Source organism: Klebsiella sp. PK01 (assembly GCF_057624675.1).
In genome coordinates, this window is record NZ_JBYEZM010000001.1 from 165,926 (window position 1) to 187,328 (window position 21,403).

Sequence of the window (21,403 nt, forward strand, 5' to 3'; positions counted from 1 at the left end):
ACAGAGAAAAAAGCGCAAATGGCTGACCCGTCCTAGACTGTGTGCACTATCCGCGAACAATAAGGAAGTCGCATGTCCACATCACAGGTCGCGCTGCTCGCCAGCGTACAGCAATTTCTCGACAGACAGCATGGCTTATATATTGATGGCAACCAGCAGGCGGCACAGAGCGAAAAACGCTTAACCGTCTGGGACCCGGCCACCGGCCAGGCGATTGCCACTACGGCAGATGCTAATGCCGCCGACGTTGACCGCGCGGTGATGTCCGCCTGGCGCGCTTTTGTCGCCCGTAGCTGGGCCGGGCGAACGCCGGCCGACCGCGAACGGATCCTGCTACGTTTCGCCGATCTGGTGGAACAGCATGGTGAAGAGCTGGCGCAGCTCGAAACCCTTGAACAGGGGAAGTCGATCAATATTTCGCGCGCGTTTGAAGTCGGTTGCACCCTCAACTGGATGCGCTACACCGCCGGATTGACCACTAAAATCAGCGGCCGTACGCTGGACGTTTCCATTCCGTTCCCGGAAGGCGCGCGCTATCAGGCTTGGACCCGTAAAGAGCCGGTTGGGGTGGTGGCGGGGATTGTTCCCTGGAACTTCCCCCTGATGATCGGCATGTGGAAGGTGATGCCGGCGCTGGCCTCCGGTTGTTCCATTGTGATTAAACCCTCTGAGACCACGCCGTTAACCCTGCTGCGAGTCGCGGAGCTGGCCACGGAGGCCGGGATCCCGGACGGCGTCTTTAACGTCGTCACCGGTAGCGGCGCCGAGTGCGGGGCGGCCTTAACGACCCATCCGCAGGTGGCGAAAGTGAGCTTCACCGGTTCGACCGCCACCGGCAAACAGATTGCCCGCGCGGCGGCCGATCGCCTGACCCGTGTAACCCTTGAACTCGGCGGCAAAAACCCGGCCATCGTGCTGAAAGATGCCGATCCGCAGTGGGTGATTGAAGGGTTAATGACCGGAAGTTTCCTCAATCAGGGGCAGGTATGCGCCGCCAGTTCGCGGATCTATATCGAAGCGCCGCTGTTTGATAACCTGGTCGCTGGCTTTGAGCAGGCGGTCAAGTCGCTGCAGGTGGGGCCGGGAATGGTTGAAACGACGCAAATTAACCCGGTGGTGTCGCAGGCGCACTGCGCCAAAGTGGCCGCTTATCTGGACGAAGCGCGTAAGCAAAACGCCGAGCTGATCAGCGGTAACGTTGGGCCGAATGGTAACGGTTTTTATATTGCGCCGACGCTGGTGATTAATCCGGATGCCGGGCTGCGCCTGAATCGCGAAGAGGTGTTTGGCCCGGTGGTGAACCTGGTGCGCGTCGCCGATGGCGAAGAGGCGCTACGCTTAGCCAACGACAGTGATTTTGGCCTCACCGCCAGCGTCTGGACCCGCGACCTGACTCAGGCGCTGAACTATACCGATCGTCTGCAGGCCGGTACAGTATGGGTCAACAGCCATACGCTGATTGATGCCAACCTGCCGTTCGGCGGGATGAAGCAGTCCGGTACCGGGCGCGATTTTGGTCCGGATTGGCTGGACGACTGGTGCGAAACCAAATCGGTGTGCGTGCGCTACTGATTTTTTGTCGGATGGCGCTACGCTTATCCGACCTACGGTTCGTGCGGCCTGCCTTTAATTTATTCACCACGCTGGCTGACACTACTGGTGCTGGTGATCTCAAAACCCCCCGGTGGCGCTGCCGCTTACCGGGGCTACAGCGCTGTGCGATTTGGTAGCCCGGAGAAGGCGCACATACCTCTTCCCCCCGAGCGCTGATTTGCTATGATCGGCGCTCTTTTTTTCTGATGTTGCCCCGCTATGTGGAATGATGCGCTTTGCTATCAGCAGTACGGCGCGCCGGAAACGGCGCTCGCGCTGCATCACCTGCCGTTGCCGCCGCTGGCGCCCGGACGAGTACGCGTGCAAATGCGCTATGCGCCGGTCAACCCTTCCGATCTGATTCCCATTACCGGCGCTTACCGCCATCGTACGACGCTGCCATCGGTAGCGGGCTATGAAGGTGTTGGTGTGGTGATTGAAGACGCGACGAGTGGGCGTCCACGACTAGGGCTGCGGGTTCTGCCGCTGCGCGGCGCCGGAACCTGGCAGCGTTATCTTGATATTGACCCGCGCTGGCTGGTGCCGGTCGCTGAAGAGATAGATGACATCCTGGCCGCGCGCGGCTATATCAATCCGCTGACCGCAATGCTGATGCTGACGCGCTGGCCGGTGGCGGGGAAACATCTGCTTTTGACCGCTGCTTCATCGTCCTGCGCCAGCCTGCTGGGACAGTGGGCGCTCGCCATGGGCGCGCGTTCGGTAAGCGGTATTATTCGCTCGCCGGAGCACATCCCGCGCTTACAGCAGTATGGCGTCTATCCGCTACTCGAAGGTGACAGGGCGCTGATTGAACAAGTGAGTCAGTACAGTGATCTGGTGTTTGATGCGGTGGGCGGTGAGCTGGCTGACTTTCTGCTATCGGTACTGCCGCAGTCGTCAACGCTTGTCTCTTACGGCCTGCTAGCCGGTAAACCGCTCACCCAGACGCGAGGCAGCGCATCGGTACGCAAATTTCATCTGCGGGAGGCCTTACCAACACTCAGCGTCGATGCCTGGCAGGCTGCTTTTAAGGCGATCTGGCGCCAGCTGTCGACCACGGCGCAGCCTGCAGCGCAGGTGATAAAGCTGCGCGACTGGCGTGAAGCGATTGCCGCCGCAGGCCAGCCGGGAAGAAGCGGTAAAATCCTGCTCGATTTTACCGCGGGTTAAGATTATTTTTTGTTCTCGCCAAGCGTTGGGGTTTCGTCAAAGAAGTTCCACGGCTTGAGCAGCGCGTGCGCCCACTCGGTCGGCATGATCGGCCACTCTTCGGCGCGCGCGACGTGCGTGGTGCCGGTGGTAATCCATACGACGTCATCGTGGTTAGTCAGCGACTCATCATCCTTTGCGTACTGGCCTAAGCCGGTATCCTGGGCGGAGCGGTTGGGATATTTTCCTTCCGGATAACGTTCGCCTGGATGGTAGCGCGTCACCCACAGCTGTTTATCCATAAAGCTCAGACGATGATATATCCACTCGTCCGGGGCGAACCGGGCGCCGGTCGCCGCCGGGTGCGTGCCGCCGGCATAAGGGATAATCTGGTAAGAGACCGGGTTACCCATGCGGTTCTCTTTGCTGGTGTTGCTCAGCAGGCGGATGGTGCCAGGGTCGAATTTCTGCGCCGCTTTCTGCTCGCTATCGATTGTGTACTGATTCACCTGCATGGTGCTGGTGCGCGGGCCGCCGGCGGTGTTTGGCTTCACTTCAGGATCCATCGCCACCAGGGTGTTGTTTTCGCCGTCCACGTCGAGATCGAGGCGGAAATTATAAATATGCTGGTGGGTGGTGCCGACAATATTATGGTCGATCAGCGTCCCGTAGCGGGTATCCTCTTTGGCGCTGGGGTCGTGCATGGTCTTCGCCATCACGCCTTTAACGGCTTCAATCCCGGTGGCGCCGGCATCGATGCCGATGGTGCCGTTGTCGTGGAACACCCAGTCAAAGATATAATCATAGTTCCCGACGGTACTGATCCAGCGTACCACCAGTTCCCGGCGCTCGGTGCTGACGTTAGGTTTGCCCATTTCCAGATGCTTATATTCCGGCCCGGCATAGCGTTCAAATATGGCGACCGCGCCGGGAATCGTGGTCGGTTTGCCGGTGTAATCGGCGATAGTTTCATCCAGCAGTACCGCATTCGATGGCGCATCTTTGCCGCGGACAATCGGCGATGTCAGAGTGCCCATGCCGTAATCGCCGGAGTCGAGGTAGGCTTTGAAATACCAGCCGACGTCCGGGTCGCCGTAGGGCACGATCATCCCGCCGAGGGAACCTTCATACATCACCTGGCGTTTTGTGCCGTTATCGTTGTAAGTCACCGTCGAGAGAATGGGCCCGACGCGCGAGTTAAGGCGCAGGTGGAAATCCCAGTTCCGCCAGTGGATGGTATCGCCGGTAATCGTATAGTTTTTGCCTTCCGGTTCGGTAATATCCAGCGGTTTCACCGCCGCGGCGTTGCGGTCCCGGCCATCATAAGGTCGTGGTTCCATTGGGACCGGGATCACCGGGCCTTCTTCAATTTTGATAATTTTCTTCGCTTCAAGGTCGACCACCGCCACCAGGTTTTCAATCGGGTGCGCCCAGTAGTTGCCGTCGCCGGTATCCAGGTAACTGACGACCTTCAGCAGACGCGCATCCTGCTGCAGGCCATCTTTGCCATCAAAGTAGCCAACGGTGAGCGGGGTGGTGACCACTTTGCTGGGATCGGTGATACCGTGCTTTTTCAGCACCTCAGCGAATTCGCTGCTGGCATTGATAATGTTCTGCACGCTGACAAAATCATCGAGCAGCACCATCCCGTGGGCGCCTTTAATTGGCGTCCATGAGAGGATTTTTTTGTTTTGCAGATCGACGACGGCTTCAATGACATGTTTGCCATCGAGCATCACCACATCGGCGGTGCGCGGGGCATCAACGGGCGTTCCCTGCAGGGCAAAGGCCCATACCGCCGCCTTGTCCGGCTCGTGTAAGGAAATCTCAGTAAAGCGGGTATTCGGCTGGAACTCCGGCGCAGCTTTAACAATGGTCACCGCTTCACCGATTTCCGCCGCCGAGAGCGAGTTTAACGGGTGAGGGCGCTTTTCTACCTGGAAGGTCTGATCGAGACCGGACTGGAACACATCGTTGATAAAGGTATCGGAGACCCAGGCTTTACCTTCCTTCATTACCACCGGCACCTGTAGATCAAGGGATTTACCGTTGACGATCGCCGTTTTGGCGCCGGGCTTGACTTTGACGTAAGCGCCGTCTTTTATCAGGGTAAACATTTGCGCGTAGTCATCCCACTGCACATCGGCGCCGAATTCCTGCAGCGTTTTATCCAACGGCACCATGTGCGCTTCGCTACCGTGAGCGAAGACCGGTGATTGCCAGGCGCAAATCACCGCGACAGCGAGGGCCAGCGCGGTTTTACGAGGGGAAAACATTAAGCCGTTTGCCATTGTGACCTCATCTTATTGTTGTGTTGTTATTGCCGCTGCGAATGTCGGCTTTGTTACGCTTACCCTAGCAGTCTGCCGCCCGGGAACGTTTGTTTGCTTTTGCCAGCTTGTTTGTCAGTTTTGCCAGACGGACGTAAAAAATGCCTCCGTAGAGGCATTGAGAACGTGCGCCGATTTTTTTGCCGGGTGGCGGCTGACGCCTTACCCGGCCTACCCAACCGGGTCTGACTGTCTGTAGGCCCGCGCAAGCGCAGCGCCGCCGGGCGATTTTTTTGCAGATTACGCCGGGAAATCTCCCTGCTGGCGCGCCACCAGGGTAAGAATGGAATACAGCGCCACCGCCTGCTGGTGCTGGTTGAAAATCTCAACAGCCCATTCCACCACGCCGGTGGCTTTCTCATCGGCGCTGCGCTGACGTTTGACCGTTTTCCGCTTACAGGTCAGGCGAACCTGAATGGTGTCTCCCGGTTTGACGGGTTCAATAAAGCGCAGGTTTTCCATGCCGTAGTTGGCGATAACCGGCCCGACGCCGGCATCGACGAATAGCCCGGCCGCTGCGGAGATCAGGAAATAGCCGTGAACCACCCGCTCGCCGAAAATCGACTCGGCGGCGGCGATTTTGTCCATATGCGCATAGAAATGGTCGCCGCTCAGGCAGGCGAAGTTAACGATATCCGCTTCGGTCAGGGTTCTCCGCGGGGTCAGTAAACTGTCGCCGGGCTGGATTTCTTCGAAGTATTTACGGAACGGGTGAATGCGGTCTTCGCTAACCTGCGCGCCACGCACCCACTGCTGGCCGATGGTCGCCAGCATCGTTGGGCTGCCCTGGACCGCGGTACGCTGCATATAGTGTTTCACCGAGCGCAGCCCGCCAAGCTCTTCTCCGCCGCCAGCGCGGCCGGGGCCGCCGTGTACCAGCTGCGGCAGCGGCGAGCCGTGGCCGGTCGACTCTGCCGAGGACTCCTCGTTAAGGATCTGAATACGACCATGCGCGCGCGCGGCGCCAAGGATAAACTCGCGCGCCAGTTCGCCGCTGGCGGTGACCAACGTCCCGGCCAGACTACCGCCGCCGGCGCGCGCCAGCGTCAGCGCATGCTGGCGGTCACGATATGGCATCAGTGTCGCCACCGGGCCAAAAGCCTCAATGGCGTGGACTGCCGGCGTTTCATCCGGCTGTGAGCAGTACAACAGGGTCGGCGGGAAGAACGCGCCGTCAGCATTAAGATCTGCCTGTCCGCCAAGCAGGGCTTCGCAGCCGGCGGCAATCAGTTTATTGACGTTATCCTGCACATCCTGACGCTGTTCGCTATTAACCAGGGCCCCCATTTTAACGCCCTCCTGCGCAGGGTCACCGACGGTTACTTTATGCAGGCGGGAGATCAGTGCATCGCTAACCGCATTAATCTGAGCTAGTGGCACAATGATTCTGCGGATAGCGGTACATTTTTGCCCGGCTTTCGCCGTCATCTCGCGGACCACTTCCCGAATAAACAGCGCGAATTCCGGTTGCTCCGGGGTGACATCTTCGCCTAATACGCAGCAGTTGAGCGAATCAGCTTCCATGGTAAAGGGAATGGATTTGGCCACCAGGTTAGGATGCGACCGTAGCTGCTGGCCGGTGGCGGCAGAGCCGGTAAAGGTCACCACGTCCTGGCTATCGAGATGGTCGAGAAGATCGCCCGCGCCGCCGCAAATCAGGCTGATGGCGCCTTCCGGCACCAGGCCGCTGTCGACAATCGCTTTTACCATCGCCTGGGTGAGCTGGGCGGTAGCGGTTGCCGGTTTAATGATAGCCGGCATACCGGCAAGCCACGTGGGCGCCAGTTTTTCCAGCATTCCCCAGCAGGGGAAGTTGAAGGCGTTGATATGTACGGCGACGCCCGACTTCGAGGTCAGCACGTGACGTGCGGCAAAACCGCCCTGTTTGGAGAGCGGAATTAGCTCGTCCTCCGGCCACAGGATATCGTCCGGCAGTTCGCGACTACCCAGCCCGGCATAAGTGAACAAAGTACCGATACCGCCTTCAATATCCACCCAACTGTCGGCGCGGGTTGCGCCGGTTTGCGCCGAGATGGCGTAGAACTCGGCTTTCTGCTCCAGCAGGTGTTTCGCCACTGCTTTCAGCATCGCGCTACGTTCAATAAAGGTCATCGCCTGCAGGGCTTTGCCACCGCGTTCAATCGCGAAGCGGCGCGCCTGCGCCATATCCAGTCCTTCACTGGTCACCTCCCAAAGCGCCGCGCCGGTAATGGCGTGATGGATAGTACGGGCGCGGCCCCGGCCGGTCTGCCAGGCGCCGGATAAGTAACTGGCTAACTGCTGCATCGCAAATCTCCAAATATGTTACGTGTGATATCTATAAATAGTTCTTTTATGAATCATAAAAATCAAGCCCGCATTTAATATTTTATTAACATTGTGATCGGTGGTTAATTGGTTGTTGTGCTTATCTCGCTGTTTTATCTGTCATTTACAAAAGGTTTTGCGGTTATCATCACAAAAAGAACAAACAAAATTTGTGGTTTTATTTAACCAATATGTAACCTTCAATAAAAAAAGTGATTCACATAAATGTTTTTGTTGTGAATATCGGAATCATAAAGGTGATGACGTGACAGAAGAACAACGCTTTGACCAGCGCATCGCGCAGGAAACGGCCATCGAACCGCAGGACTGGATGCCGGATGCCTATCGTAAGACCTTGATTCGGCAGATAGGCCAGCACGCGCACTCGGAAATTGTCGGCATGCTACCGGAAGGCAACTGGATCACCCGCGCGCCGACGCTGCGCCGCAAAGCGATCCTGCTGGCTAAGGTACAGGATGAGGCCGGGCATGGGCTTTATCTCTATAGCGCCGCGGAAACGCTGGGCTGCGCGCGGGAAGACCTGTATCAGAAAATGCTCGACGGGCAGATGAAATACTCCTCCATTTTTAACTACCCGACCCTCAGCTGGGCGGATATCGGCGTGATCGGCTGGCTGGTCGATGGCGCGGCCATCGTCAACCAGGTGGCGCTGTGCCGAACCTCCTACGGCCCCTATGCCCGGGCGATGGTCAAAATCTGCAAAGAAGAGAGCTTTCACCAGCGTCAGGGATTTGAAGCCTGCATGGCGCTGGCGCAGGGCAATGACGCGCAGCGGCAGATGCTGCAGGACGCCATTAACCGCTTCTGGTGGCCGGCGCTGATGATGTTTGGCCCCAACGATGACAACTCGCCGAACAGCGCCCGCAGCATGGCGTGGAAAATCAAACTGCACTCCAACGACGAGCTGCGTCAGCGCTTCGTCGATAACACCGTGCCGCAGGTAGAGATCCTCGGCATGACCGTACCGGACCCGGATTTGCGCTTTGATGAAGCCAGCGGCCACTACCGCTTTGGCGAAATCGACTGGCAGGAATTTAACGAGGTAATTAGCGGCCGTGGGATTTGCAATCACGAACGGCTGGCCGCCAAGCGTAAGGCCTGGGAAGAGGGCGAGTGGGTGCGCGAGGCCGCGCTGGCTCATGCGCAAAAACAGCAGGCCCGCAGCGCGGCATGAGGAGAGAGAACATGAGCAAAGTTTACTGGCCGTTATATGAAGTGTTCGTTCGTAGCAAACAGGGATTATCCCATCGCCACGTTGGCAGTCTGCACGCCGCCGACGATCAAATGGCGCTGGAGAACGCCCGCGATGCCTATACCCGCCGCAGCGAAGGCTGCTCGATTTGGGTGGTGAAGGCCAGCGAAATCGTTGCTTCGCAGCCGGAAGAGCGCGGCGAATTCTTCGACCCGGCGGAAAGCAAAGTCTACCGTCATCCGACTTTCTATACCGTGCCGGACGGCATGGAACATATGTGAGGCGGCGATGAATACCCCTAACTCCGTAGCCACCTACGCCCTGCGTCTTGGCGACAATGGTCTGGTTCTGGCCCAGCGTTTAGGCGCCTGGTGCGGCCATGCTCCCGAGCTCGAGATCGATCTTGCGCTGGCCAACATCGGCCTCGACCTGCTCGGCCAGGCGCGCAACTTTTTAAGCTATGCCGCCGAACTTAACGGCTGCGGCGACGAAGATACGCTGGCCTTTGGCCGCGATGAGCGCCAGTTCAGCAACCTGCTGCTGGTGGAACAGCCAAACGGCAATTTTGCCGACACTATCGCCCGTCAGTTCTTTATCGACGTCTGGCACGTCGCCCTGTTCAGCCGCCTGGTGAACAGCCGCGACGCGCAGCTGGCGGCCATTGCCGCTAAAGGGCTGAAAGAGGTGCGTTACCACCAGCGCTTTAGCCGCGGCTGGCTGGAGCGTCTCGGTAATGGCACCGAGGAATCAAATCGCAAAATGCAGCAGGCGGTCGACAATCTGTGGCGTTTCACCGGCGAACTGTTCCTTGCCGATGAAGTAGATCTCCTCCTGGTCGAGCAGGGCATTGCGGTTGATCCGCGCGAGCTTCAGGGTGAATGGCAAAGCGCGGTACACACGGCGCTGCTCGACTCAGGCTTACAGATCCCGCAGGAAGCGGCTTTCCGCAGCGGCGGCAAACAGGGGCTGCACAGTGAACATCTCGGCCCGCTGCTGGCGGAGATGCAGTATCTGCAGCGTTCGCATCCCGGACTGCAGTGGTAAGTGAGGTGACTATGCAACGTCTTGCCGACATCGCTCCAGCAGAGGTTCGTACCATCTGGGGATTATTAAGCGCGATCCCGGATCCGGAAGTGCCGGTACTCACCATCACCGACCTCGGAATGGTGCGTAGCGTCGCGCGCCACGGCGACGGCTGGGTGATTGGCTTTACCCCGACCTATTCGGGCTGTCCGGCGACGGAGCATCTGCTGGGCGAGATCCGCGCGGTCATGAGCGAGCATGGCTTTGTGCCGGTACATATCGTCCTGCAGCTGGATCCGCCGTGGACCACCGACTGGATGAGCCAGGATGCTCGCGAGCGCCTGCGCCAGTACGGCATCAGCCCGCCCCAGGGGCACGCCTGCCATGCGGACATGCCCACCGAGGTGAGCTGCCCGCGCTGCGGCAGCATCCATACCTCGCTGATTAGCGAATTCGGTTCCACGGCCTGTAAAGCGCTCTATCGCTGCGACAGCTGCCGCGAACCTTTTGATTACTTTAAATGTATTTGAGGTTGCCATGACGACGTTCCATTCGCTTAAGGTGGCGAGAGTCGAGCCGGAAACCCGCGATGCGGTGACCATCACTTTTGCGATTCCGCAAGCCCTGCAGGCGGACTACTGTTTTCGTCCGGGCCAGCATCTGACGCTAAAAGCCCGTCTGGGCGGCGAAGAACTGCGCCGCTGTTATTCCATTTGTCGCAGCCGCACGCCCGGCGAAATTAGCGTCGCGGTCAAAGCTATCGACGGCGGGCGCTTTTCGCGCTACGCCCAGCACGATATCCAGCAGGGTATGGAGCTGGAAGTGATGGTGCCGCAGGGGCATTTCGGTTATCAACCGCAGGCTGAACGGCAGGGTGAATATCTGGCGATTGCCGCCGGTTCCGGGATCACGCCGATGATGGCGATCATTAGCGCGACGCTGGCGACCGAGCCGCAAAGCCGCTTCACGCTGATCTACGGCAACCGCAGCAGCCATAGCATGATGTTCCGCCAGGCGCTGGCCGATTTAAAAGACCGCTATCCGCAGCGCCTGCAGGTGATACACCTGTTTAGCCAGGAGTCGATGGACAGCGATCTTTTACAGGGGCGCATTGACGGCGACAAACTGCGCCAACTCTCCGCGCGTTTACTGGATTTCAGCCGTTTCGATGACGCCTTTATCTGTGGACCGGCGGCGATGATGGACGACGCGGAAGCAACGTTACGTGAACTTGGCGTAGCGGAGAAATCGATTCATCTCGAACGCTTTAATACACCTGGCGGCAATGTGAAGCGCGCCGCCGGCGTACAGGCGGAAGGGCGCACGGTAACCATCCGCCAGGACGGGCGCGATCGGCTGATCGCCCTCAGCGCCGAAGACGACAGCATCCTGGATGCCGCATTGCGTCAGGGCGCGGATCTACCATTTGCCTGTAAGGGCGGGGTATGCGCCACCTGTAAATGCAAAGTGCTGCGTGGCGAAGTGGCGATGGCCGCCAATTACAGTCTGGAAGCGGATGAGCTGGCGGCGGGTTACGTACTGAGCTGCCAGTCGTTACCGACCAGCGGCGATGTGGTAGTCGACTTTGACGCGCGGGGGATGGCATGAGTGACCTGCTGATCCACCGTCATGGCCGGGTGTTACAGCTGACGCTGAACCGCCCGCAGGCCCGCAACGCGCTGAACAATGCCCTCTTAACCCAGATTGCCGAGGTGCTGGAGGCAGCGTCAATTGATGACAGCGTCGGCGTCTGCGTTATCAGCGGTAACGCGCGTTTTTTCGCCGCCGGGGCTGACCTCAACGAAATGGCTGAAAAAGATCTGCCTGCCACCCTTGATGATATTCGCCCACGGTTGTGGGGGCGAATCGATGCCTTTACTAAACCGCTCATCGCTTCGGTCAACGGCTACGCGCTCGGCGCCGGCTGCGAGCTGGCCCTGCTGTGCGACCTGATTGTCGCCGGTGACAACGCCCGTTTTGGCCTGCCGGAAATTACCCTCGGCATTATGCCGGGCGCTGGCGGCACCCAGCGGCTGATCCGCAGCGTAGGTAAGGCGCTGGCCAGCCGGATGGTGCTGAGCGGCGAAAGTATTGACGCCCGCCAGGCCCAGCAGGCCGGGTTGGTCAGCGATATCCATCCGGCGGCGTTAACCGATGAGTACGCCCTGAAACTGGCGGCCACCATCGCCCGCCATTCGCCGCTGGCGCTACGGGCGGCAAAACAGTCGCTGCGCCTGTCGCAGGAAGTCAGCCTGCAGGCCGGTCTGCAACAGGAGCGCCAGCTGTTTAGCCTGCTGAGCGCCACCGAGGACCGCCGCGAAGGCATCGACGCCTTCTTACAAAAACGTACACCGGAATTTAAAGGACGCTAATCGTGGAAGCTTTCATTCTCAGCGCAGTGGAACAGGGCGTCATGACCATTACCCTCAATCGCCCGGACCGCCTCAACAGTTTTAACGATCTGATGCATCAACAGCTGGCGGAATGTCTGAAGCAGGCCGAGCGCGATGACGGCATACGTTGCTTGCTGATCACCGGCGCCGGTCGCGGCTTTTGCGCCGGCCAGGATTTGAACGACCGCAATGTCGACCCCAGCGGCCCGCGGCCGGATCTCGGCATGTCGGTAGAACGCTTTTACAACCCGTTAGTGCGCCGTCTGGCGGCGCTGCCGAAGCCGGTCATCTGCGCGGTCAACGGCGTGGCCGCTGGCGCAGGCGCTACCCTGGCGCTGGGCTGCGATATCGTGCTGGCCGCGCGTTCGGCCAAATTTGTGATGGCGTTCAGTAAGCTCGGCCTGGTGCCGGACTGCGGCGGCAGCTGGTTCCTGCCGCGGGTGGCCGGTCGCGCTCGCGCAATGGGGCTGGCGCTGCTGGGCGATAGCCTAAGCGCGGAACAAGCCGCGCAGTGGGGAATGATATGGCAGCTAGTGGACGATTCAGAACTGGCGGATACCAGTCTGCAGCTGGCGCGCCATCTGGCGGCGCAACCGACGTTTGGTCTTGGGCTGATTAAAAAGGCGCTGCTGGCTTCTGAAACCAACAGTCTCGACGCGCAGCTGGACCTGGAGCGCGACTATCAGCGTCTGGCCGGGCGCAGCGATGATTACCGCGAAGGGGTCAGCGCGTTTCTGGCCAAACGACCACCACAGTTCAGCGGGAAATAGGCCATGACAACATCCTTATCCACGGTGGCAGTGATCGGCAGCGGCACCATGGGAGCTGGTATTGCTGAAGTGGCCGCCGCAGCCGGACATCCGGTGCGTATTTTTGATATTAACCCTAAGGCCGTAGGCCAGGCGATAGAGGGTATCGCCGGGCGTCTGGCGTCGCGCGTTGCGCGGGGCAAACTGGCCCCTGAGCAGGCCGACGCACTGCTGGCGCGCCTGCATCCGGCCCACGATTTAGCCGCGCTTGCCGATGCAGATTTAGTGATCGAAGCGGCCTCTGAACGTCTGGAAGTAAAAAAGGCGCTGTTCGCGCAGCTGGCGGAGATCTGCGCGCCGTCAACGCTGTTGACCAGTAATACCTCGTCTATTTCGATTACCGCCATCGCCGCCGGGGTCAAAAATCCGGAGCGGGTGGCCGGGCTGCACTTTTTTAATCCGGCGCCGGTGATGAAGCTGGTCGAGGTGGTGAGTGGCCTGGAGACTTCTGCGGAGGTGGTAGAGCAGCTGTGCCAGTGCGTAAACGGCTGGGGGAAACAGCCGGTGCACTGCCGCTCAACGCCCGGTTTTATCGTTAACCGCGTAGCGCGTCCGTTCTACGCCGAGGCCTGGCGCGCGCTGGAAGAGCAGGTTGCCGCCCCTGAGGTTATCGATGCCGCTTTGCGTGACGGCGGCGGTTTTCCGATGGGACCGCTGGCGTTGACTGACCTGATTGGCCAGGACGTCAACTTCGCCGTGACCTGTTCGGTGTTTAACGCCTTCTGGCAGGACCGCCGTTACTTGCCGTCGCTCCTCCAGCAAGAGCTGGCGCTGGCCGGGCGATTGGGTAAAAAGAGCGGTCACGGCGTCTATCGCTGGCCCGCGGAGACGCAGCCGGACGCGGCGCTGCCGTCGGTATCTACTGGCGTTCAATCCATTACGGATGTAAGTGACAACGTCACTGAATTAGATGATCTCTTGTTGCTGGAGACCGAAGGCGAGACGGCGCTGGCGCTGAGTGTGAAGCACCACCGCCCGGTGGTGGTGTATGACCTGTGCGCCAACGATACGGTGGTGTTGGCCGCAGCGGCGACCAACGCGCCAGCGGCCACTGATAAGGCCGTGTATTACTTCCAACAGCAGGGCAAGAAAGTGCTACGTATCGCCGATTATCCCGGACTGCTGGTGTGGCGCACGGTGGCGATGCTAATCAACGAAGCGTTGGATGCGGTGCAAAAAGGGGTCGCCAGCGCGCAAGACATCGATACCGCCATGCGCCTTGGCGTCAACTATCCGCAAGGCCCGCTGGCGTGGGGAGAAAGCCTTGGCTGGCGACGGGTGCTGCAACTGCTGGAGAACCTGCAACACCATTATGGCGAGGAGCGCTATCGCCCCTGTTCCCTGTTGCGCCAGAAGGCGCTGATGGAGAAGCACCATGAGCAATGATCCGTGGCGCAACGCGCGCGTGATGTACGAAAAAGATACCTGCGCCAGAAAGATGGGGATCGAACTTATCGAAATGGACGACGGTTTTGCGCAGATGAGCATGACCGTCTCGGCGGACATGCTTAACGGCCATCAAACCTGCCACGGCGGTCAGCTATTTACGCTTGCCGATACCGCTTTCGCTTACGCCTGTAACAGCCAGGGGCTGGCGGCGGTGGCCTCGGCGGCGAGCATTGATTTTCTTCGTCCGGCGTTTGCCGGCGACAGGCTGGTCGCTACCGCCAGGGTCAAACAGCAGGGCAAGCTGACCGGCGTCTACGACATCGAAATTGTTAATCAACAGCAAAAGATTGTGGCCCTGTTTCGCGGCAAATCGCACCGCATCGGCGGCACAATCACGGGAGAAGTGTAATGCGCGACGCCTTTATTTGTGACGGGATCCGCACGCCGATTGGCCGCTACGGCGGAGCGCTGGCCGGCGTCCGCGCCGACGATCTTGCGGCGATCCCGCTGCGTGAGCTGCTGAGCCGCAATCCCGGGCTCGACCCGGCAGCGATTGATGATGTGATTTTCGGCTGTGCTAACCAGGCCGGTGAAGATAACCGCAACGTAGCGCATATGGCGACGCTATTGGCCGGTTATCCGCATACCGTGCCGGGCACCACGATTAACCGCTTGTGCGGATCGGGTCTGGATGCAATCGGTTTTGCCGCCAGGGCGATCAAAGCCGGCGATGCCGATTTGTTGATTGCCGGCGGCGTGGAATCGATGTCGCGCGCGCCGTTCGTGATGGGAAAAGCCAGCGCGCCTTATCAGCGTCAGGCGGAACTCTTCGATACCACGATTGGCTGGCGTTTTGTGAACCCGCTCATGGCGCAACAATTCGGAACTGACAGCATGCCGGAAACGGCAGAGAATGTAGCTGAATTGTTAAATATCAGCCGGGCCGACCAGGACGCTTTCGCCTGGCGCAGCCAGCAGCGCACGGCGCAGGCCCAGCGCGATGGCATTCTGGCGCAGGAAATCGTGCCGGTGCAGATCATCGGCAAGAAAGGCGCGGTCAGCGCGGTACGCGATGATGAGCATCCCCGCCCGGAAACTACGCTTGAGCAACTCGCGCTATTAAAAGCGCCGTTCCGTAAAGGCGGAGTCATTACGGCCGGGAATGCATCCGGCGTTAACGATGGCGCAGCGGCGCTGATTATCGCCAGTGAACAGCAGGCCAGCGTACAGGGACTCACGCCGCGCGCGCGTATCGTGGCGATGGCGACGGCGGGTGTTGAGCCGCGCCTGATGGGTTTGGGGCCGGTACCGGCGGTGCGTAAAGTGCTGGAGCGCGCCGGACTCAATATTAACGATATGGATCTGATAGAGCTGAATGAGGCCTTCGCCGCGCAGGCGCTGGGGGTGCTCAGACAACTCGGCGTGCCGGATGATGCGGCGCACGTGAATCCCAACGGCGGCGCCATCGCGTTAGGTCATCCGCTGGGCATGAGCGGCGCGCGGCTGGCGCTGAGCGCCAGCCTTGAGCTGCAACGCCGGGGCGGGCGCTATGCGCTGTGTACGATGTGTATTGGCGTGGGTCAGGGCATTGCCATGATCCTTGAGCGAGTGTGAGCTAATTTACCTGCGAGTACCCTACAATGATAACTACTACAAAATTAGATCCGATTGAAACCGCATCGCGTGACGAACTGCAGGCCCTGCAAACCCAGCGCCTGAAATGGACGCTGAAGCATGCGTATGAAAATGTGCCGATGTATCGCCGCAAATTCGACGCAGCAGGCGTGCACCCTGACGACTTCCGGGAATTAAACGATCTGAAAAAATTCCCCTGTACTACCAAACAAGATCTGCGCGACAACTATCCGTTCGATACCTTCGCGGTGCCGATGGAGCAGGTGGTGCGCATTCACGCCTCATCCGGCACCACCGGCAAACCGACGGTGGTGGGTTATACGCAAAACGATATTGATAACTGGGCCAATATTGTCGCCCGTTCGCTGCGTGCGGCCGGTGGTTCAGCGAAAGACAAAATTCACGTCGCCTACGGCTACGGCCTGTTTACCGGCGGCCTTGGCGCGCACTACGGCGCGGAACGTTTAGGCGCGACGGTGATCCCGATGTCCGGCGGTCAGACCGAGAAACAGGCGCAGTTAATCCGCGATTTTCAGCCGGATATGATCATGGTGACGCCGTCCTACTGCCTGAATCTGATTGAAGAGCTGGAACGCCAGATGGGCGGCGATGCCCGCGGTTGTTCATTGCGGGTCGGCGTGTTTGGCGCCGAGCCGTGGACGCTGGCGATGCGCGCGGAAATCGAGCGCCGCCTGGGGATCACCGCGCTGGATATTTACGGTTTGTCGGAAGTCATGGGTCCGGGCGTAGCGATGGAGTGTCTGGAAACCGTTGACGGCCCGACCATCTGGGAAGACCACTTCTTCCCGGAAATCGTCAACCCGGACGACGGTACGCCGCTGGAAGATGGCGAGCATGGCGAACTGCTGTTTACCACCTTGACCAAAGAAGCGCTGCCGGTGATCCGCTATCGTACCCGCGACCTGACGCGTCTGCTGCCGGGAACCGCGCGGACCATGCGCCGCATGGATCGCATCAGTGGACGCAGCGACGATATGTTGATTATCCGCGGAGTTAACGTCTTCCCCTCGCAGCTGGAAGAGGAGATCCTCAAGTTTGAACACCTGGCGCCGCACTATCAGTTAGAGGTGAATCGCCGCGGTCATCTTGATTCGCTGGCGGTACGCGTTGAGCTGAAAGAGAGTGGGCTGGCGCTGAGTCATGAACAACGCTGCCAGATTTGCCATCAGTTGCGTCACCGTATTAAGTCAATGGTCGGGATTTCTACCGATATTACTATCGTCAACTGTGGCAGCATTCCTCGCTCTGAAGGAAAAGCTTGCCGGGTATTCGATCTGCGTAAAGCGGTGGTTAGCGGTTAAGTCTCTCCCGGTAACCCGGCTGAGGCCTTTACGCCGTAAGCCGGGAATTTCCTGTGCTATGATTCATAAAGGAAAAATATAACAACAGAATGAATCAGATGAGTAAACTCGACGCCTTTATTCAACAAGCTGTAACGGCGATGCCGATTAGCGGCACGTCATTAATTGCCTCTCTGTATGGCGACGCCTTATTACAACGCGGTGGGGAAGTGTGGTTGGGTAGCGTCGCGGCGCTGCTGGAAGGATTAGGTTTCGGCGAGCGCTTTGTACGCACCGCGCTATTTCGTCTCAATAAAGAAGAGTGGCTCGACGTCGTCCGTATCGGCCGGCGCAGCTTTTATCGCCTGAGCGATAAAGGACTACGTCTGACCCGGCGCGCGGAACATAAAATTTATCGGGCGAACGCTCCCGAATGGGACGGAACCTGGCTGCTGCTACTGTCGGAAGGATTAGAAAAAACGGTTCTGGCGGAAGTCAAAAAGCAACTGCTATGGCAGGGATTTGGCGCGCTGGCGCCGAGCCTGCTGGCCTCGCCGTCGCAAAAGCTGGCCGATGTCCAATCGCTGCTACATGAAGCGGGCGTCGCTGAAAACGTCATCTGTTTTGAAGCCCATTCGCCGCTGGCGCTCTCAAGGGCGGCGCTGCGCGACCGCGTAGAAGAGTGCTGGCATCTCACCGAACAAAATGAGATGTACGAGGCGTTTATCGCATTGTTCCGACCGTTACTGCCGCTGCTGCGCGACAGCGAACCGTCAGAGCTGACGCCGGAGCGCTGTTTCCAGATCCAACTGCTGCTTATCCATTTCTATCGCCGGGTGGTATTAAAAGACCCGCTGCTGCCGGAAGAGCTCCTGCCTGCGCACTGGGCCGGGCAAACCGCGCGGCAGCTGTGTATCAATATTTATCAACGCGTGACGCCCGGCGCGCTGGCCTTTGTCGGCGAAAAAGGCGAAAGCTCGGTTGGCGAGCTTCCCGCGCCGGGGCCGCTTTATTTTCAACGCTTTGGCGGTTTGCCGGGCGTCTAAGGAGGTTGCATGCCGATTTATCAGATTGATGGGCTGACGCCAGTGGTGCCGGACGAGAGCTATGTTCATCCGACGGCGGTGCTGATTGGCGATGTGATCCTGGGAAAAGGGGTCTATGTTGGGCCAAATGCCAGCCTGCGCGGCGATTTTGGCCGTATTGTAGTAAAAGACGGAGCCAATATTCAGGATAATTGCGTCATGCACGGCTTCCCCGGCCAGGATACCGTGGTGGAAGAGGACGGTCACATCGGCCACGGCGCAATTCTGCACGGCTGCGTGATTGGTCGCAACGCGCTGGTGGGGATGAGCGCGGTAATTATCGACGGGGCGGTAATTGGCGAAAACAGTATTGTCGGCGCATCGGCCTTCGTAAAAGCGAAAGCGGAAATGCCCGCCAATCATTTAATTATCGGCAGTCCGGCGAAAGCGATTCGTACGCTGAGCGAGCAGGAACTGGAGTGGAAAAAACACGGTACCCGTGAATACCAGGTGCTGGTGGAACGCTGTAAGCAGTCGCTGCATCAGGTGGAGCCATTAAAAGAGATGGAGGCCGGGCGTAAGCGTCTGGAATTTGATGAAAACCTGCGGCCAAAATCGGCGAGCTGAATGTGACTATTGTTTTTATTATAGCGTGACCGCTCCGGTACAGGTTTGTTGCCGCCCGGACACGGGGCGGCGAACGTCATAATCAGCGCTTCTGCTTGTAAAAGGAATCAATTAATTCATCAATAAACTTCTGCGCCAGCATCTCTACAGCGCCGCTACGGGTAAGCATCGCCAGGCAGGCCAGGCGGTCCAGTTTACGTAGCACTGAGCGTTTAACCGACAGCGAAATAGCCTTTTTTTGATCCTTATTCAATACCACTTTACCTGATGGCATCGGCATTTTCAGGCCGCTATTGACACGGAGCGCTTCTGCCATTCGCTCCATCATATCCTTAGTCAAGGAGCCACTGGCGACAAGTTGATAGGTATGGGCGGCTTTACTATATTTTATTTCCGCCTCATAGGTGTCCCGCAACGTTTTCAACGTTCTTGATAACGTTGGATCCGAACAATCCAGCTTTTCCAGCAGTTCCGCTGAGGATACCGGTTGCCCGTTGCCGAGAATAAGCGCCAGTTTAAAAATGCGCTCTTGTTTACTATTTAATCTCATCCTGAGACCATCGCATTATCCATAGTGGGTATGTTGATTAATTTATCTAACCTTGGGCTAAAGCATCAGGGGCGAAATCATTAACAATGCCGTAATAGGCTGCTCTGGCCAGAATTGCCGCTGCCCAGTTGCGATGGGTGGCCGGTTCGCACATTGTTCCCTGAGATTTAAACACTGCCTGGCTGGAGTTAAGGATCCGTAGCGCATCAGCGTGTTCGCCGGGCGTGACCATTAGCGCACGCTCAATAGTCAGTAACTGATTGGGATGGATGGCTGTTTTTCCGACCAGGCCGTGGGCCATATCCAGTTGCAATTCCCGCTCCATGATCTCCTGGCTGTCGATATGTTCGCAGACCGGTGCTGTCAGGGCAAAATGATAGGGAGAGAAAACGGATACCAGCATTTTGATAACGTATCCCATTGGCCCGTCATACAGCGTCAGATTACGCGAACGACGAAGCGAGATAACATTCATGAGATCGTTACCACCGATACGCAAGGCAATTATCCTGGCCCGACATGGATGGGCGCTGAGCTCTCCGGCAAGCTGGCGCATTTTCTCGCAATCAAACACCTCTTCGGTTTCCAGCGTTGGCATTATGCTCAAAGGCGTGCTGCCGATCGCGCGCCACCAGCCAGCCAATGAATGATGCGTAAATTTGGGAATGACCAGACCGTCAATGGCCGTTAAATCAAAGTTCTTAATTAGCAGTTTCGCCATGGTTAGATGTCGTGGGCGAATAAATACCAGCGGCCAGTAATGATGCTCTTGCGTTGTTTTGGCACGGGCTAGCTGTATACAGAGGTTTTTGAGGTTTACCAGAGCATGTTTGATATCGCTTTCGTTAACCGAATCTTCAAGACAGATCACTAATGAGCGTAGCCCTTTAATTTTGCCGTCAATAATAGTGGAGGCAATATCGTGGCGAGTGGCGGGCATGTATAGGGTCGCTCCCAGATTCCATGCCGAGAGACGTGTTTTCATTAAAATACCTTCTTAATAATAGTGACGGCGCGGTATTGGCCAATTTCATCGCCAACTTCGCTTATATGAATACCTTTATCGCGGGCTAACGCCATCAGTAGCGCAACATCCGGATCGTTAATGGCGCGCACCAGAACATGATCGGGTACCCTGCGAAGCACCGCGCGCGTTGCTTCTGCGATGCCTGGTTTGATGCGGTTAAGATTGTCGACGGCATATCGTTCAGCGAGATGAAGCACTACCGCTTCGCTTTTGCGTCGAAGTTTGGCTTTCTGCGCTAAATCGGGTTTAATCTGCGCGGCAGAAACTAGCGTCTGTCGATAATTATCAACGGTATCAACTAGTAGTTGGCCGCATTCAAAATCAGCTAAATGATCGCATTGCACACAACCGTGAAAGCCGACCGGTGACCATAGTGAGCGAGAAATCAGACCCGATACCGGCGCTCCCATGATACCGAAGGGGATTAACCAGTCATCGTCAGACGCGGACAACCATGCGCAGCCGCAGGGGTCGGCTAACACCACCAGCTTTGGTTCGGGAGGGTAGCCTTTTCGGCCGTGAAGCGAACGCTGCAGCTGTGAGCGAATGGCGCCTTTACCGGTCCATCCGTCGACAAATACGATACCTTGCGTACCGTGACGATTTTCAATCCATTCAAGTGCGGCGCTATCAATACCGCGATCGCGAATAATGCTGATACCGTAGTGGAAGGACGTTTTACCCGCGTCGCGCAGCGCCCGCTGTAGCATCACCCCCAGCGGGACACCCGCACGCACCAAACTCACCAGGATGATAGGCGTATTGTTGAACTGCGCGATGAGCGTGTGACTGAGCTGCTGCACTTCGTTAGCCATACGTGGCGTTTCGCGCTGTAGGGCTTTGGCAAAAAGATTAAGATGCCACTGACTTGGCGCGGGCTCCTGGCTTAGCAAGTCGGAATAATGCGCTTTACCCGATTGAATCAAAGCCTCTTTTTCATCAACCGACGTCATGGCGATATTCACAGGATTGAGCAAAAAGCGGACGTCATTTTGCGCAAAAGCGCCGGAAAAGTGATGGAGCTTGTGCATA

20 protein-coding genes are annotated in these 21,403 nt (G+C 58.1%); 15 read left to right on the forward strand and 5 right to left on the reverse strand.

The window, feature by feature from the left end; translation table 11 throughout:
• Positions 1-72: 72 nt before the first annotated feature.
• Together AC22LX_RS00780 and AC22LX_RS00785 are read left to right on the forward strand one after the other, a co-directional pair.
• A complete protein-coding gene (locus AC22LX_RS00780) occupies positions 73-1,572 on the forward strand; it encodes an aldehyde dehydrogenase family protein (protein ID WP_045393844.1) in 1,500 nt (499 codons plus the stop codon).
• A gap of 240 nt (positions 1,573-1,812) precedes the next feature.
• Positions 1,813-2,763 carry a zinc-dependent alcohol dehydrogenase family protein gene (locus tag AC22LX_RS00785; RefSeq protein ID WP_487333666.1) on the forward strand — a complete coding sequence of 317 codons (951 nt, stop codon included), beginning with the start codon at positions 1,813-1,815 and terminating at the stop codon, positions 2,761-2,763.
• A gap of 2 nt (positions 2,764-2,765) precedes the next feature.
• Here AC22LX_RS00785 and tynA read toward each other — a convergent pair whose 3' ends face one another.
• Both tynA and paaZ read right to left on the reverse strand, forming a co-directional pair.
• Complete coding sequence (gene tynA / locus AC22LX_RS00790; RefSeq protein WP_487333667.1) at positions 2,766-5,033, reverse strand: primary-amine oxidase; 2,268 nt, start codon at positions 5,031-5,033, stop codon at positions 2,766-2,768.
• Positions 5,034-5,312: 279 nt separating this feature from the next.
• The gene (paaZ, locus tag AC22LX_RS00795) at positions 5,313-7,358 is read right to left on the reverse strand and encodes a phenylacetic acid degradation bifunctional protein PaaZ (RefSeq protein WP_348874632.1); all 2,046 of its coding nucleotides are present in this window, start codon (positions 7,356-7,358) and stop codon (positions 5,313-5,315) included.
• 286 nt (positions 7,359-7,644) lie between these two features.
• Between paaZ and paaA the strand changes: the two genes are divergently transcribed.
• The 13 genes from paaA (at position 7,645) to paaY (ending at position 18,794) form a co-directional block, all read left to right on the forward strand.
• Positions 7,645-8,574: a 1,2-phenylacetyl-CoA epoxidase subunit PaaA gene (gene paaA, locus AC22LX_RS00800; protein ID WP_025713674.1), complete on the forward strand. Its 930-nt coding sequence runs from the start codon at positions 7,645-7,647 to the stop codon at positions 8,572-8,574.
• A gap of 11 nt (positions 8,575-8,585) precedes the next feature.
• On the forward strand, positions 8,586-8,873 hold the full coding sequence (gene paaB / locus AC22LX_RS00805) for a 1,2-phenylacetyl-CoA epoxidase subunit PaaB (RefSeq protein ID WP_004224492.1): 288 nt from the start codon (positions 8,586-8,588) through the stop codon (positions 8,871-8,873).
• Between the two features lie 7 nt (positions 8,874-8,880).
• Positions 8,881-9,636 carry a 1,2-phenylacetyl-CoA epoxidase subunit PaaC gene (gene paaC / locus AC22LX_RS00810; RefSeq protein WP_045393853.1) on the forward strand — a complete coding sequence of 252 codons (756 nt, stop codon included), beginning with the start codon at positions 8,881-8,883 and terminating at the stop codon, positions 9,634-9,636.
• Between the two features lie 11 nt (positions 9,637-9,647).
• Entirely contained in the window at positions 9,648-10,145 is a 498-nt protein-coding gene (paaD, locus tag AC22LX_RS00815) for a 1,2-phenylacetyl-CoA epoxidase subunit PaaD (protein ID WP_047048903.1), read from the forward strand.
• A 7-nt stretch (positions 10,146-10,152) separates the two neighbouring features.
• Positions 10,153-11,223: a 1,2-phenylacetyl-CoA epoxidase subunit PaaE gene (paaE, locus tag AC22LX_RS00820; RefSeq protein ID WP_045393859.1), complete on the forward strand. Its 1,071-nt coding sequence runs from the start codon at positions 10,153-10,155 to the stop codon at positions 11,221-11,223.
• A complete protein-coding gene (gene paaF, locus AC22LX_RS00825; RefSeq protein WP_038422444.1) occupies positions 11,220-11,987 on the forward strand; it encodes a 2,3-dehydroadipyl-CoA hydratase PaaF in 768 nt (255 codons plus the stop codon). The genes paaE and paaF overlap by 4 nt, the downstream gene beginning before the upstream one ends.
• A gap of 2 nt (positions 11,988-11,989) precedes the next feature.
• Entirely contained in the window at positions 11,990-12,778 is a 789-nt protein-coding gene (gene paaG / locus AC22LX_RS00830) for a 2-(1,2-epoxy-1,2-dihydrophenyl)acetyl-CoA isomerase PaaG (protein WP_045393862.1), read from the forward strand.
• Between the two features lie 3 nt (positions 12,779-12,781).
• Complete coding sequence (locus AC22LX_RS00835) at positions 12,782-14,203, forward strand: 3-hydroxyacyl-CoA dehydrogenase (protein ID WP_487333668.1); 1,422 nt, start codon at positions 12,782-12,784, stop codon at positions 14,201-14,203.
• On the forward strand, positions 14,193-14,615 hold the full coding sequence (paaI, locus tag AC22LX_RS00840; RefSeq protein WP_023279988.1) for a hydroxyphenylacetyl-CoA thioesterase PaaI: 423 nt from the start codon (positions 14,193-14,195) through the stop codon (positions 14,613-14,615). The genes AC22LX_RS00835 and paaI overlap by 11 nt, the downstream gene beginning before the upstream one ends.
• A complete protein-coding gene (gene pcaF, locus AC22LX_RS00845) occupies positions 14,615-15,820 on the forward strand; it encodes a 3-oxoadipyl-CoA thiolase (RefSeq protein ID WP_025713681.1) in 1,206 nt (401 codons plus the stop codon). The genes paaI and pcaF overlap by 1 nt, the downstream gene beginning before the upstream one ends.
• A 26-nt stretch (positions 15,821-15,846) precedes the next feature.
• A complete protein-coding gene (gene paaK, locus AC22LX_RS00850) occupies positions 15,847-17,163 on the forward strand; it encodes a phenylacetate--CoA ligase PaaK (protein WP_004224503.1) in 1,317 nt (438 codons plus the stop codon).
• 98 nt (positions 17,164-17,261) lie between these two features.
• On the forward strand, positions 17,262-18,188 hold the full coding sequence (gene paaX, locus AC22LX_RS00855) for a phenylacetic acid degradation operon negative regulatory protein PaaX (RefSeq protein WP_026612287.1): 927 nt from the start codon (positions 17,262-17,264) through the stop codon (positions 18,186-18,188).
• A 9-nt stretch (positions 18,189-18,197) separates the two neighbouring features.
• A complete protein-coding gene (gene paaY / locus AC22LX_RS00860) occupies positions 18,198-18,794 on the forward strand; it encodes a phenylacetic acid degradation protein PaaY (protein ID WP_045393870.1) in 597 nt (198 codons plus the stop codon).
• Between the two features lie 82 nt (positions 18,795-18,876).
• Here paaY and AC22LX_RS00865 read toward each other — a convergent pair whose 3' ends face one another.
• From AC22LX_RS00865 to AC22LX_RS00875, 3 genes are read right to left on the reverse strand one after another with little or no spacing between them, the layout of a single operon-like run.
• Positions 18,877-19,344, reverse strand: a complete 468-nt coding sequence (locus AC22LX_RS00865; RefSeq protein WP_047050846.1) for an HTH domain-containing protein — start codon at positions 19,342-19,344, stop codon at positions 18,877-18,879.
• Positions 19,345-19,390: 46 nt separating this feature from the next.
• Positions 19,391-20,329 (reverse strand): HpcH/HpaI aldolase/citrate lyase family protein, encoded by a 939-nt coding sequence (locus AC22LX_RS00870; RefSeq protein ID WP_045393873.1) that lies wholly within the window; start codon positions 20,327-20,329, stop codon positions 19,391-19,393.
• Positions 20,329-21,402 carry a cysteine protease StiP family protein gene (locus AC22LX_RS00875; protein WP_049059293.1) on the reverse strand — a complete coding sequence of 358 codons (1,074 nt, stop codon included), beginning with the start codon at positions 21,400-21,402 and terminating at the stop codon, positions 20,329-20,331. Before AC22LX_RS00875 ends, AC22LX_RS00870 begins: the two co-directional genes overlap by 1 nt.
• Between the last annotated feature and the right edge of the window lies 1 nt (position 21,403).

What these genes read in the sequence shown, in the direction of transcription:
- tynA (WP_487333667.1), bottom strand. Translation starts at nt 5,033, where the DNA reads ATGGCAAACGGCTTAATGTTTTCCCCTCGTAAAACCGCGCTGGCCCTC.
- AC22LX_RS00780 (WP_045393844.1), top strand. Translation starts at nt 73, where the DNA reads ATGTCCACATCACAGGTCGCGCTGCTCGCCAGCGTACAGCAATTTCTC.
- AC22LX_RS00785 (WP_487333666.1), top strand. Translation starts at nt 1,813, where the DNA reads ATGTGGAATGATGCGCTTTGCTATCAGCAGTACGGCGCGCCGGAAACG.
- AC22LX_RS00865 (WP_047050846.1), bottom strand. Translation starts at nt 19,344, where the DNA reads ATGAGATTAAATAGTAAACAAGAGCGCATTTTTAAACTGGCGCTTATT.
- paaC (WP_045393853.1), top strand. Translation starts at nt 8,881, where the DNA reads ATGAATACCCCTAACTCCGTAGCCACCTACGCCCTGCGTCTTGGCGAC.
- AC22LX_RS00875 (WP_049059293.1), bottom strand. Translation starts at nt 21,402, where the DNA reads ATGCACAAGCTCCATCACTTTTCCGGCGCTTTTGCGCAAAATGACGTC.
- AC22LX_RS00835 (WP_487333668.1), top strand. Translation starts at nt 12,782, where the DNA reads ATGACAACATCCTTATCCACGGTGGCAGTGATCGGCAGCGGCACCATG.
- paaZ (WP_348874632.1), bottom strand. Translation starts at nt 7,358, where the DNA reads ATGCAGCAGTTAGCCAGTTACTTATCCGGCGCCTGGCAGACCGGCCGG.
- pcaF (WP_025713681.1), top strand. Translation starts at nt 14,615, where the DNA reads ATGCGCGACGCCTTTATTTGTGACGGGATCCGCACGCCGATTGGCCGC.
- paaE (WP_045393859.1), top strand. Translation starts at nt 10,153, where the DNA reads ATGACGACGTTCCATTCGCTTAAGGTGGCGAGAGTCGAGCCGGAAACC.
- paaB (WP_004224492.1), top strand. Translation starts at nt 8,586, where the DNA reads ATGAGCAAAGTTTACTGGCCGTTATATGAAGTGTTCGTTCGTAGCAAA.
- paaY (WP_045393870.1), top strand. Translation starts at nt 18,198, where the DNA reads ATGCCGATTTATCAGATTGATGGGCTGACGCCAGTGGTGCCGGACGAG.
- paaD (WP_047048903.1), top strand. Translation starts at nt 9,648, where the DNA reads ATGCAACGTCTTGCCGACATCGCTCCAGCAGAGGTTCGTACCATCTGG.
- AC22LX_RS00870 (WP_045393873.1), bottom strand. Translation starts at nt 20,329, where the DNA reads ATGAAAACACGTCTCTCGGCATGGAATCTGGGAGCGACCCTATACATG.
- paaK (WP_004224503.1), top strand. Translation starts at nt 15,847, where the DNA reads ATGATAACTACTACAAAATTAGATCCGATTGAAACCGCATCGCGTGAC.
- paaI (WP_023279988.1), top strand. Translation starts at nt 14,193, where the DNA reads ATGAGCAATGATCCGTGGCGCAACGCGCGCGTGATGTACGAAAAAGAT.
- paaX (WP_026612287.1), top strand. Translation starts at nt 17,262, where the DNA reads ATGAGTAAACTCGACGCCTTTATTCAACAAGCTGTAACGGCGATGCCG.
- paaF (WP_038422444.1), top strand. Translation starts at nt 11,220, where the DNA reads ATGAGTGACCTGCTGATCCACCGTCATGGCCGGGTGTTACAGCTGACG.